Origin of the sequence: Acinetobacter sp. 197 (assembly GCF_048148385.1) — a bacterium.
GTDB lineage: Bacteria > Pseudomonadota > Gammaproteobacteria > Pseudomonadales > Moraxellaceae > Acinetobacter > Acinetobacter pecorum.
The window spans coordinates 1-11,260 of record NZ_JAYWZK010000024.1; the positions used below are offsets into that span (position 1 = coordinate 1).

An 11,260-nucleotide genomic window follows, 5' to 3' on the forward strand; every position below is an offset into this window, starting at 1 on the left:
ACCTTAGCTTTAAAATCATTTGAATGATTTCTTCTTGGTCTACGTGCCATAAAATACTCCATATATTGATGTTTATAACATCATTTGGGGAGCAAAATATCACTTATAAGTGTTGTTCAAATTTCCTGATCCACCTCTAGTTATTGATGCATTCAAAGTACTAGTGAATATGACTCGTAAAGAAAATGGATGTTTACAATATGAACTTCATCAAGAGATTTATAACCCATCAACATTAATTTTCTTTGAGAAATGGAAAACTATGGAGGATTTAGAAGATCACTTGAAAACAGTACATTTTATTGCATGTTTTAAAGAGATCGGGGATCTGATTCTATATAATGAAACTCGTATTTTAAAACGAATTTTATAAATATTTAAAAAACTTCTAGTAGAGGTTTTTTGTTTAGAGGATTAAAAAGGAAATCAATATTTCCTTTTTTTATATTATTTAGAGAGTTCTTAGGGCGATGTGATGAAGTTGATTTATATTTTTATGGCATTACTTGGTGGTGCAGGGCTTTCGATACAAGCTGCAATTAATAGTAGATTAAGTGCTGGTATGGGAAACCAACCAATTGTCGCTACCTTAATCTCTTTTACGATTGGTGGGCTATGTTTGCTTATTTTCGCATTGTCACAGGCCGATTGGCATAGTGTACACAGTAATATAGCTTTACAACCTTGGTGGCGTTGGATAGGAGGAATGCTGGGAGCTGGTATTGTGTTTACCTCAATTTTCCTTGCCCCTCAATTGGGTGTAGCAAATACAATGTTTCTTTTTATCATTGGACAATTAGTAGCAGGTATGGTGATTGATGGTTTAGGCTTGATCCAAATGCCAGTCCGTCCTATTTATTGGTGGAAATTTGTTGGTATGACAATTATGTGTGTAGGCTTGATTTTATTTATGTTTGGTGGGCGATGGTTTAAACAATAAAAAAGACCTAGGAAAAACCTCCTAGATCTTTTTTATTTAAGGTAATGATTAGCTGTAGAAATCAAAACCAGTAGTTAAACCTGCATCTGCCATAAGGTCAGCACCTAATAATGCACTAGAACCTGAAGATAATAAGAATAGAATTGTTTTAGCCACATCATCTACTTCTAGAATTTGACCGTATGGTTGGCGGTTGGCACGTTTAGGATGGAAGCTTGGGTCATTTACAGATTCAACATGACGCTTGAACAAGCCTGCCATCATTGGACCTGGGCTAACAATATTCACTTTAATGCCATCACGAGCATAATCAAGAGAAGTAGTACGAGCCAATTCCCGAACAGCCGCTTTTGATGCTGAATAAATTGGCAAACCTTGCTCACCAAATGTCGCACAGATACTGCCAATTAAAACGATACTACCTTGTTTATTTGGTAGCATTAATGGTAATGCTGCTTGAAGTGCCTGAATTGTTCCTAAAATATTCACATCAAATACTTTTTTGATACGATCAGGAGTAACATCAAGAATACGGTCAATATCTGTAATTGCAGCACACGGTACTAGACCAACATGCTTAAAATTGCCCGCTTTAACTGCTTCAGTCAGTGCAGTCCAAGATTCTGGGTTGGTAATATCACCTTGGAAATGTTCATAATGATCTAATGCGTCTAAAGCCGCTGTTTTTCCAGCAATATCAAGACCAAAGACTTTTACATTGGATTGAGTTAATGCAATTGCCATTGCCTCACCAAGACCTGACGATGTTCCTGTAAGAATGACTGCTTCAGGTAGATCAAATGTAATTTGTTGAGATGCACTCATTTATAAAACTCCATTTTAGATTAATTTTAGATCAGAAAGGTTTTCTCTCATTTCCTGGTTTTTATTTTAAAGCAGAATATTTATTTTAAAAGAGCAATAATTAAAAACAGTTTTTCTGAAAATGAAATAATAAAGATAAGCATATTTTATATGTTATTAAAATAAAAAAACCAATAGATAAAACTATCTATTGGGTAGTGGTAGAAATATAATTATGCTTTTACAGTGTTAAAGGCATTAATAGTCGTTTCATAGGCATTTTTTGCCATTTGATCCAGTGTAAGAATACGATGGTCTTGCGAAATAAGTTCAACACCATAATAAGGTTGATTAAAACCAGCTTTCTTGATTTCATTTAAGAAAACTGGAATATCAAACGATCCTTGTCCACATAATTTACGATGGTGTGTGGAGTCATTAAATAGATCACCTTGAACCTTCTCGGCTGCATCATTTAACTCAACAGATTTAATAAGATGAGCTGGGATCATGCTAATTTTATGGAAATCAATATTTCCACGGGCAAGGTGCCAAATATCTAAACATAAGCCTCCATTTGCATCACCTGTATCTACAACTTTTAATCCATCTTCTAAAGTTGCTAATCGTGAGAAAGGCATGATTTCTAATGCTACATTGGCATTGACTTGAGCAACTTCTTTACATAGCTTAGAAAATTCTGCTGACATATTTTCTAAAGTATTTGGTGAATTTTCAAATGGTTTGGCACCTACTTTAAGATTACACATTCCTAGTTCAGCACCCAACTCAATCATTTTTGAGCGTTCATAATCAGATACCTTGCGCTCTTCACCACTCAGATACCAATCTAACAAAATTTCAAGTTCAAAATATTTAATATCATTGTCTTTAAAAAGTTGGCGAATATCTGCAAGACTACTTTTTTCAAGTGTTGCTTGGAGATCTTTAAGAACTAGGCCGATTCCTTTCCAGCCTGCTTTTGAGGCAGCTTCTACACGTTCTTGTAGCGTGTATGGGCTAATTTCTGTTGGTGCGCCTGGATAAACATTACCTGCCAAAGTCCAGTATGCTGCCAATAAGTCGGGTTTATTCATAGTATTTTCCTTAATAAAAACTTAGTGAGAAATTGTTTGTTTAGGGTCATAACCCATTAAATCTTGAGTGATTGCACAATAACAGATGAGGAGGTAGCAGATCATAGGAACTATAAAGGCAGTTGCCATGTTGGACATATCTGAAATATAGCCCATGACTAAAGGTAAGATGGCGCCACCTACAAACATGGTAATCATCAAGGATGCTGCCATTTGTGATTTTTGCCCCATTCCACGAACACCCATTGCAAAGATGGTTGGGTAAAGGGTTGATTTAAAGAAGAATAATCCAATGAGTACAACGACAGATGAATAATCATAACCAAGTACAACGTATGCACATCCAGCGGCACAAACAAGACTATTAAAAATTTGTAATTTACGTGGATCAACATACTTCATTACTACGATGCCAGCAAAGCGACCCATCATGTAGCAGAACATAGCAATAGATAAGAAATAAGCTGCTTTGGTAGGAGTGATCCCATGCCAATGTTCAAGAGTAAAATTGATGAAGAATGCTCCAATTCCAAAATGTGCACCTGTATAACAGAATTTCCCAATCATGCCTTTATGCAAGTTTTTGTTTTTTGAAAATGGTAAATGTTCAAAAACATTGTCACTCTTGGCTGTAGTTGATGACTCATTGCTAAACTGTTCCGGGAATTTTAAGGTAAGAATATAACTAACCAGTGCGAAAATTAGCAGGGAAATGACAGCATAGGTCATGGTTGCAGGTTCGACTGTGAAACCTGAAATACTCACAACTGGAATAAAAAATACCGCACCACCAACGATTGGACCACACATGCCACCTAGACCACCAAATGCTTGAGTGAGGGTTAAGCGTCGAGCTGCTCCTGATGGATCACCTAACTTAGATGCGTATAAAAGGCATACAATTTCTAAACAAGCTAAACCTGTGGCTAATATAAATATCGCAGTTAAAAATGCAGAAAAAGTTCCTATTTGAGTAGCGGGAACAAAGCCCATGCAGCCAACTGCGAATAATGTTAAACCAACAATAATAGAGTTTCTATAACCACATTTTTTCATCAAGTAGCCTACAGGAATGGCTGAGAGAAAATAGGCACTCAAGTAAGCAGTTTGGATGAAAGCGGATTCACCATGAGAAATACTAAACTTATCCTGAAAGTGTTTATTCAGGACATCTAACAAGGTATGAGAAAAAGCCCAAATAAAGTTACAAGCAATGATAAAAATCATAGCTGTTTTAAATGAAACCATTCTCTTTTTAGCGGATATATTATCCACACTATTATTTAAACTCGCATCCATTGCGGTTTCCTTTTAAATAGTTATAGTCATTCATGAAGCATGTTTAAACATGCTTCATAGCTTATTTACAGGAATGAGGGGGATTAGATATTTAAAGTAAAAATAATCCGATATTATCTGTAGTAGATAATTGAGGGCCTTCAGGGTTAACTGAAATTGCTTTATTGCCTTCTACAGATGCCATTGCACATACTGCTAAGTAGAGGGCTTGTAAACCATCAAATAAGTTGGTTGGGAAATCTTGGTTATTGACTAAACAAGAGACAAAGACATCAAACTCTTTACGATATGAGCTTGTATAGCGTTCCAAAAAGAAATTTAATAATGGCTTTTGTGCACTTGTGAAATCTTGAGTATATTTTTTTAGAGTAGATGGGCGATGGTTTTGGGTTTTTAATAAACCTTTAGAGCCAAGTACCTCAATACGTTGATCATATCCATAAACAGCTTCACGGCAATTATTAATGATACATTGTTTACCAGATTTAGTTTTTAAGGTAATACTACAAGTATCATAATCATTGATTGTAGCAAGTTCCTCATCGACTAAACGGCTTGCAGTAGCAAAAATCTCTACAGGTTCTTCACCAAGAATATGACGTGCTGTATCAAAATCATGGATGGTCATATCTTTAAAGATACCGCCAGAAGTCTTCATATATTCAACAGGCTGCATGCCAGGATCACGGCTGGTGATAATAACTTGGCGAATATCTCCAATATCGTTATTGAGAATTGCCTCTTTTATGGCAATAGTATCTTCATCAAAACGACGATTGAATGCTAACATAACCTGGCCATTCAGACTCTGGATTTCTTGTACTGCATCAATTGAGCGTTGAAAATCCAAATCTATTGGTTTTTCACATAAAACTGGCTTCTTACATTTTACTGCATGTAACATTAAATCAATGTGCAGATCAGTGGCTGTTGCAATTACAATGGCATCAACATCATTGCGATCAATAGCTTCATAATAGTCATAACAAGCTTCGCATTGAAGTTCATTGGCAAGTTTGTCTACGCCTTCTTTCCAAGGATCAGCAATCAGCTTGAGTTCACATTGTGAATTAAGAAAAGCACTTTTAGAATGTATTTGTGCGATACGTCCTGCACCTAGAATTGCAACTCTTAACATTTCTGACTTCCTGTTAGAAAATAGTGACAGCTTAGGAAAGTTGTCTTATTTGATAGTTATTAGGGTATATAAGCTATTTTTGAAAAAAAATAGCTTATTTCTAAAAACACTTTTTCATTTTTGAAATATTGGGTTTTAAAAGTTCTTTAAAAAAGGAAAAAGGTCATCAATTTTTCAAAAAAATTGATGACCTAGTAAGATCTTAAATCGAAATATTAATTTAAAGCACAGTCTATACAATCATACCTCTGTGGCAGACAGGAATGATATGTCTTCTCGATTTAATTTGATTTGTGTTGCATTGATAACTTCTTGTAATTGCTCTAGATTAGTAGCACTTACAACTGGAGCACTAATACCGTCCTGAGCAAGTAACCAAGCAATTGCAACTTGTGAGGGCTTCATTTTATATTGTTGAGCGACTTGTTCTAATCTATCTAGTAGAGCTAGGCCATGTGGATTTAGATAATTAACCACACTAGAACCTCTTGATGAACTCTTGTTGAGATCATCCATAGAACGGTATTTACCACTGAGAAAACCATGAGCAAGAGAAAAATAACTGAGAACTCCAATTCCATGATCTATACAAAGTCTCTGATAATTTGCTTCATATTCTTGACGATCATATAAATTATAAAGTGTTTGTAAACAAGCATATGAGGGTAAATTATTTTCTCTCGAGCATTCTAAAAATAGTTCCAAACGCCTAGGGGAAATATTAGATGCACCAATTGCTCTGATTTTTCCCTGTTCAATTAAGGTTTTAAGTGTTCCCAGCGTTTCCTCTGGTGGAGTCTGATTATCATCATAGTGGGTATAGTAAAGATCAATATAATCTGTACCTAAACGTTTTAGAGATGCTTCGTAAGCGTCCGCTGAACACACCTTCTGAATTCATCCTATAAGCCTTAATTTAGTCCCCACTTAGAAACAAGTGGGGACTTAAATTTATGACTACAAATAATCAGACATCCATCGCATCTCTTGCGAAAAAACGAAGAACATACAGTGCTGAATCTAAACAGCAGATCGTTCAGGCTTGTAAAGCACCGGACGTTTCAATTGCTTCAGTCGCTTTGCAACATGGATTGAATACAAATCTTGTATCCAAATGGATTCGCTTAATTGATGCTAAGCCAGGGAGTGATCGCTCACCACTACCGAATAAACCTGCATTTATTGCCTTATCTTGCTCTGCAGCATTAGATCCTACTCCTACTGACATGTTAACGGTTCAAATTACTTTACCCCACTCAAAATCAGAAATTGGCTTGAAATGGCAAGTATCAGAAATATCTGCTTTAGGAGAATTACTCAAGGTGCTGGCAACATGATCCGTATCGATGAAATCTGGTTGTCTACTCAGCCCATGGATATGCGTGCAGGAATGGATACTGCCATGGCTCAGGTGGTGAGAACCTTTGGCTCGATCAAGCCGCACTGTGCTTACCTGTTCTGTAATAAACGTGGTCATCGTATGAAAGTACTGGTGCATGATGGACTGGGCATCTGGCTGTGTGCCCGGCGGCTGGAACAGGGCAAATTTCACTGGGCTCAAGTTCACCAGGGTGAAAATGTAGCTCTCAGTCCAGAACAGTTACAGGCACTAATTCAGGGTTTGCCCTGGCAGCGCATTGGACGACAGCAAGTGGTAACAATACTCTAAACTAGGCTGTTCCATTCTGCTATTCTCCAAACGTTCTATTTCCTCTGCGTCATGACCTCAGGCATACTGCGGTCATGAAAATGCTGCCTGATTTAAGCCAACTGACCCATGAACAACTGCTGGAATTTACCCGGCAGTTGGCGATGCAGCATCAGTCTCTGGCACAATCAAATCAAGAATTAGAAAAATCAAACCAGCAATTGGATGCCAAAGTTCAGCATCTTTCTATTCTCAATCAAAAATACGAGCATGAACTCGCACTATTTAAACAGCACAAATTCGGCAGTAAAAACGAACATCTCACTGCAAAACAAATCCACCTGTGGGATGAAGCGGTTGAAGAAGATATTGCTGCGGTTGATCTAGAACTGGAGCGGCTGAATGCAGATAAAACCGATGCAGTGACACACAAAGCCACAGTCAACAAACCTAAACGTCGACTGCTGCCAGATCATCTATACACCATCCGTATTGAGCATGAACCTGCATCAACCCAATGCGCTTGTGGATGCCAACTCCGTCGTATCGGCGAAGATGTCAGTGAAAAACTGCATTTCAGACCGGCACAGTTCTATAAGGAACAGCATGTGCGTGGCAAATGGGTCTGTGATCAGTGTGACACACTGACTCAGCAAGCGATGCCCGCCTATGTAATTGATAAAGGCATTGCTTCACCTGAACTGCTCAGCCATGTGCTGGTATCGAAGTATGCCGATCATTTACCGCTGTACCGTCAGCGCCTGATCTATCAGCGGGCTGGCATTGATCTGTCCAGATCCACTTTATCTGACTGGATTGGTCGCTGCGGTGTGGAACTGGAACCTCTGGCCAATGCCTTAAAAGAGGTAGTGCTGCAACAGCAGGTGCTGCATGCAGATGAAACACCGGTCACCATCATGCGGATGGGTGAGAATGAGAAAAAACCGAAGAAAGGTTATGTCTGGGCCTATGCCACCACACAGTACAATCCAGTTCAGGCAGTGATCTATGACTTTCAGGATAGCCGTTCTGGCCAGCATGCTGAAGAGTTCCTGAAAGACTGGCAGGGCTATCTGGTCTGTGATGATTACAGTGGTTATAAAGCACGCTTTAAATCAGGCCAGGTCATTGAGGTGGGCTGCATGGCCCATGCACGTCGTAAATTCCATGAACTGCATGTGACCGGGAAAAGTCAGGTCGCTGAACAGGCATTAGTGCTGATTCAGAAACTGTATGGGATAGAAGCAGAACTCAGGAAAAAGACCGATAGTACAGCGGAAGACCGCCGCGAATACCGGCAACAGCATAGTCAACCGGTGATGCAACAACTGTATGAATGGCTCAACCAACATCATCTGACGGTGCCATCGAGTTCTGCCACCGCCAAGGCCATCAATTACACTCTGAAGCGTTGGCCAGCCTTAAGCCGCTATCTGGATGATGGCAATCTACCGATTTGCAATAATTGGGTAGAGAATCAAATGCGACCTTGGGCCTTAGGATGCAAGAACTGGCTGTTTGCTGGCTCGCTGCGCAGTGGTCAGCGAGCGGCGAATATCATGACTTTAATCCAGTCAGCAAAGCTGAATGGCTTGGATCCGTATGCCTATTTAAGTGATGTGCTGAAAAGGTTACCGACACATAAAGTGACCCAAATAGAAGAATTACTGCCACACCGGTGGCAACCCGACCAAAATTAAAAAATAGGTATGGGGTTCAGCGGACGCTTACGTTGAAAGCAATAAAGCAATCATTGTAAATCCTGAAGGCCCTTCAAAGTCTCTTGCCGCTTAATTCGTAACATTTAACTGAATTTAGCAACTCGGAAAACAAAATCAACCTGTGGAGTATGGATTATCATACTTCATAGGGAAGTATTACCTGTTTACAAGGAAACTCGCAATGGACGCAAGTTTAAGTAAAATCACAGAAGTACCTGTGAGCAAGAAAGCTATCTCAATAAAAGCAACAATGATTTTAGTCACTGCTTTTAATTTCATGTGGGCTTTCTCACATACATTATTAGATGTTCTAAATAAACATTTTCAGGACGTCTTCCATATTTCACATGGTCAGTCAGCTTTTATTCAGACAGCATACTTAGGTGCTTACTTCCTATCAGCGATTCCAGTCGGATTACTGATGAAGCGATTTGGCTATAGATCTTCAATTATTGTTGGTTTACTACTATTTGCTATCGGATGTATGGGATTTGTTCCTGCTGCGATGGTTGGAACATTCACAGCATTTTTAACCGCAATTTTTATCTTAGCCTCTGGTTTAGCTTGCCTTGAAATTGTATGTAACTTATATGCAACGAAATTAGGTGATCCAAAAGATGCTACTCGTCGTTTAACTTTAGCTCAAGCTTTTGGTGGAATGGGCGGCATGTGCGGGCCATTAGTGGGTGGCGCTGTATTCTTCATCCCTGCAGGGACTGTTGCAGGATTCTATGTAGAACCAGCAACATTAACTTATGTGGCGCTTTCAATTCTTGTACTTTGTGTCGTGGGCTATATGATTTCGATCAGATTGCCAGAAGCAAATCATCAAGATGAAAATAATATTGAGCCGCGTCCAGAAGATACAGTTTATGAAAATGTTCCGCTGTTAAAGAATAAAAATGTGCGTAAAGCGATGCTTTCACAATTTTGTTATAACGGTGCTCATTTTGGTATCGGTGCATTCTTTATCAATTATGTCATTGAGCATTGGGATGGCATCACTCCAGCTAAAGCAGCATATTTCCTTTCTATGGCTATGTTCTGTTATATGAGTGGTCGCTTCTTAGGTATCTTCGTAATGAAGTATATCGATCCAAGAAAGTTACAGATCTTTAATAGTTCGGTTTGTGTATTGGCATGCTTATTCGTGATGTTGGGCTATCAATATATTTCAGTTGTAGTTCTTATCTGTATGTTTTTATTCAAATCTACGCTATATCCAACAATCTTCTCTATGGGTGTCCGCGGTTTAGGTAAAAAATCACAAATGGCTGCATCTTTGATGGTGACGATGTTTGTTGGTGGTGCGATTTTACCTCTAGTTATGGGCTATCTTTCAGATATAACAAGCATTTCTACAGCGTTTATTGTTCCTACAATTTGTTATGCACTAATTTGCTGGTGTGCAATTACTCAAGATCTTACTGGATATAAATTTTCGAAAGCATAATTTTCGTAATACAAATTAAAGGAAATATTTTATGAACAAACCAGATTTATTAGCAGCTTATTGGACATTAGCTGGAAACGTATATCCGGGTGCTCCAACAGAAATTAGCCCATTTACATTACAGCAGCGTGTTGAAGCAGCGTCTAAAGCAGGTTGGAAAGGAATTGGCCTTGTACTTAGCGATTTGCAAGCAACACTTGAGCAAAACAGTGTAGCTACAATCCGTCAGTTATTTAAAGACAATGATATTAAATATTTTGAACTAGAAATTTTATTAGATTGGTATTTAACTGGCGATGCTCGTAAAGTCTCTGACTATGAGCGCTCTAAAATGATTGAGCTCGGCGCAGAGCTAGGAATGTGTAATTTAAAAATTGGTGCTAAGCCATTTGAAAATTCTCCAAATAGCTTGGAAAACATGGCTGAGGAATTCTCTAAGTTGTGTAAAGAAGTGGCTCAAGTGAATGCAAATGTTGCTCTAGAAATTATGCCATTCTCGCGTTTAGCTACTTTAGAAGATGGCTTGAAAGTCGTTGATACTGGTGATGCTAATGGTGGATTGTGCTTAGATATTTGGCATTTAGCACGTGGTAATATTGATTTTGAAAAAATTAGTATGGTACCAGCACACTTAATTAAATCAGTTGAATTGAATGATGCTGCAGATGAAGTTCAAGGTGATTTATTTAACGACTCTACACACCATCGAAAACTTTGTGGTCAAGGATCATATGACATCCCATTGTTCCTAAATGAAATTAAGAAAGCGGGCTTTAACCAGCCATATTATGGCGTTGAATTGATTTCACAAGAGCATCGAGTGCTTCCGCTTGATGAGATGGCAAAACGGGCTTATGAGACTACAATTGGTGCATTCGATTTTGTAACAGCTTAATAGCTTTCACCCCAATAGTAATTTTTAAACTATTGGGGTTTATAAATGTCGATTTTATTTTGTTTATAAAATATTTAATTAAAGCTCGGCGAATTTAAAAATGAGGTGTAACAGTTTTGAAAGCATTATGTTGAATCAATACATAATTCGAGAATGCTATCCAAAACTTGCTGATAGCTTGTGTGGATAGAGGTGGTCCCACATGTTTGAACAACTAAAAGCGTATTTATAAGTGATATTCCGCTCTAGTTAAGCCACCTTGTTT

Annotated in this window: 12 protein-coding genes; 7 read left to right on the forward strand and 5 right to left on the reverse strand. The window is 38.3% G+C overall.

Features of this window, described 5'->3' with window-relative positions:
- Positions 1–109: 109 nt before the first annotated feature.
- Entirely contained in the window at positions 110–373 is a 264-nt protein-coding gene (locus tag VXQ11_RS15275) for a putative quinol monooxygenase (RefSeq protein ID WP_416706401.1), read from the forward strand.
- 102 nt (positions 374–475) lie between these two features.
- The gene (locus tag VXQ11_RS15280; protein WP_416706402.1) at positions 476–940 is read left to right on the forward strand and encodes a DMT family transporter; all 465 of its coding nucleotides are present in this window, start codon (positions 476–478) and stop codon (positions 938–940) included.
- A 48-nt stretch (positions 941–988) separates the two neighbouring features.
- On the opposite strand, the gene VXQ11_RS15285 is transcribed toward VXQ11_RS15280, so the two are convergent.
- The 5 genes from VXQ11_RS15285 to VXQ11_RS15305 all read right to left on the reverse strand — a co-directional run bounded on the left by VXQ11_RS15285 (position 989) and on the right by VXQ11_RS15305 (position 6,166).
- Positions 989–1,765, reverse strand: a complete 777-nt coding sequence (locus VXQ11_RS15285; RefSeq protein ID WP_273338513.1) for an SDR family NAD(P)-dependent oxidoreductase — start codon at positions 1,763–1,765, stop codon at positions 989–991.
- A gap of 212 nt (positions 1,766–1,977) precedes the next feature.
- Positions 1,978–2,841 carry a sugar phosphate isomerase/epimerase family protein gene (locus VXQ11_RS15290; RefSeq protein ID WP_416706403.1) on the reverse strand — a complete coding sequence of 288 codons (864 nt, stop codon included), beginning with the start codon at positions 2,839–2,841 and terminating at the stop codon, positions 1,978–1,980.
- A gap of 21 nt (positions 2,842–2,862) precedes the next feature.
- Entirely contained in the window at positions 2,863–4,140 is a 1,278-nt protein-coding gene (locus tag VXQ11_RS15295; RefSeq protein WP_416706404.1) for an MFS transporter, read from the reverse strand.
- A gap of 91 nt (positions 4,141–4,231) precedes the next feature.
- The gene (gene iolG / locus VXQ11_RS15300) at positions 4,232–5,278 is read right to left on the reverse strand and encodes an inositol 2-dehydrogenase (RefSeq protein WP_416706405.1); all 1,047 of its coding nucleotides are present in this window, start codon (positions 5,276–5,278) and stop codon (positions 4,232–4,234) included.
- 240 nt (positions 5,279–5,518) lie between these two features.
- On the reverse strand, positions 5,519–6,166 hold the full coding sequence (locus VXQ11_RS15305) for an aldo/keto reductase (protein ID WP_416706406.1): 648 nt from the start codon (positions 6,164–6,166) through the stop codon (positions 5,519–5,521).
- A 65-nt stretch (positions 6,167–6,231) separates the two neighbouring features.
- Here VXQ11_RS15305 and tnpA point away from each other — a divergent pair, with 65 nt between their 5' ends.
- The 5 genes from tnpA to VXQ11_RS15330 all read left to right on the forward strand — a co-directional run bounded on the left by tnpA (position 6,232) and on the right by VXQ11_RS15330 (position 10,995).
- A complete protein-coding gene (tnpA, locus tag VXQ11_RS15310) occupies positions 6,232–6,615 on the forward strand; it encodes an IS66-like element accessory protein TnpA (RefSeq protein WP_416706407.1) in 384 nt (127 codons plus the stop codon).
- The gene (gene tnpB / locus VXQ11_RS15315) at positions 6,612–6,947 is read left to right on the forward strand and encodes an IS66 family insertion sequence element accessory protein TnpB (RefSeq protein ID WP_416706408.1); all 336 of its coding nucleotides are present in this window, start codon (positions 6,612–6,614) and stop codon (positions 6,945–6,947) included. The genes tnpA and tnpB overlap by 4 nt, the downstream gene beginning before the upstream one ends.
- A gap of 74 nt (positions 6,948–7,021) precedes the next feature.
- On the forward strand, positions 7,022–8,626 hold the full coding sequence (gene tnpC / locus VXQ11_RS15320) for an IS66 family transposase (RefSeq protein ID WP_416706409.1): 1,605 nt from the start codon (positions 7,022–7,024) through the stop codon (positions 8,624–8,626).
- A 202-nt stretch (positions 8,627–8,828) separates the two neighbouring features.
- Complete coding sequence (locus tag VXQ11_RS15325; protein ID WP_416706410.1) at positions 8,829–10,100, forward strand: sugar MFS transporter; 1,272 nt, start codon at positions 8,829–8,831, stop codon at positions 10,098–10,100.
- Between the two features lie 31 nt (positions 10,101–10,131).
- The gene (locus VXQ11_RS15330) at positions 10,132–10,995 is read left to right on the forward strand and encodes a sugar phosphate isomerase/epimerase family protein (protein ID WP_416706411.1); all 864 of its coding nucleotides are present in this window, start codon (positions 10,132–10,134) and stop codon (positions 10,993–10,995) included.
- The last annotated feature ends 265 nt before the right edge of the window (positions 10,996–11,260 follow it).

Bases quoted from the DNA above. Each gene is read 5' to 3' on its own strand.
- VXQ11_RS15280 (WP_416706402.1), top strand. From the start codon at position 476: ATGAAGTTGATTTATATTTTTATGGCATTACTTGGTGGTGCAGGGCTT.
- VXQ11_RS15285 (WP_273338513.1), bottom strand. From the start codon at position 1,765: ATGAGTGCATCTCAACAAATTACATTTGATCTACCTGAAGCAGTCATT.
- VXQ11_RS15290 (WP_416706403.1), bottom strand. From the start codon at position 2,841: ATGAATAAACCCGACTTATTGGCAGCATACTGGACTTTGGCAGGTAAT.
- VXQ11_RS15295 (WP_416706404.1), bottom strand. From the start codon at position 4,140: ATGGATGCGAGTTTAAATAATAGTGTGGATAATATATCCGCTAAAAAG.
- iolG (WP_416706405.1), bottom strand. From the start codon at position 5,278: ATGTTAAGAGTTGCAATTCTAGGTGCAGGACGTATCGCACAAATACAT.
- tnpA (WP_416706407.1), top strand. From the start codon at position 6,232: ATGACTACAAATAATCAGACATCCATCGCATCTCTTGCGAAAAAACGA.
- tnpB (WP_416706408.1), top strand. From the start codon at position 6,612: ATGATCCGTATCGATGAAATCTGGTTGTCTACTCAGCCCATGGATATG.
- tnpC (WP_416706409.1), top strand. From the start codon at position 7,022: ATGAAAATGCTGCCTGATTTAAGCCAACTGACCCATGAACAACTGCTG.
- VXQ11_RS15325 (WP_416706410.1), top strand. From the start codon at position 8,829: ATGGACGCAAGTTTAAGTAAAATCACAGAAGTACCTGTGAGCAAGAAA.
- VXQ11_RS15330 (WP_416706411.1), top strand. From the start codon at position 10,132: ATGAACAAACCAGATTTATTAGCAGCTTATTGGACATTAGCTGGAAAC.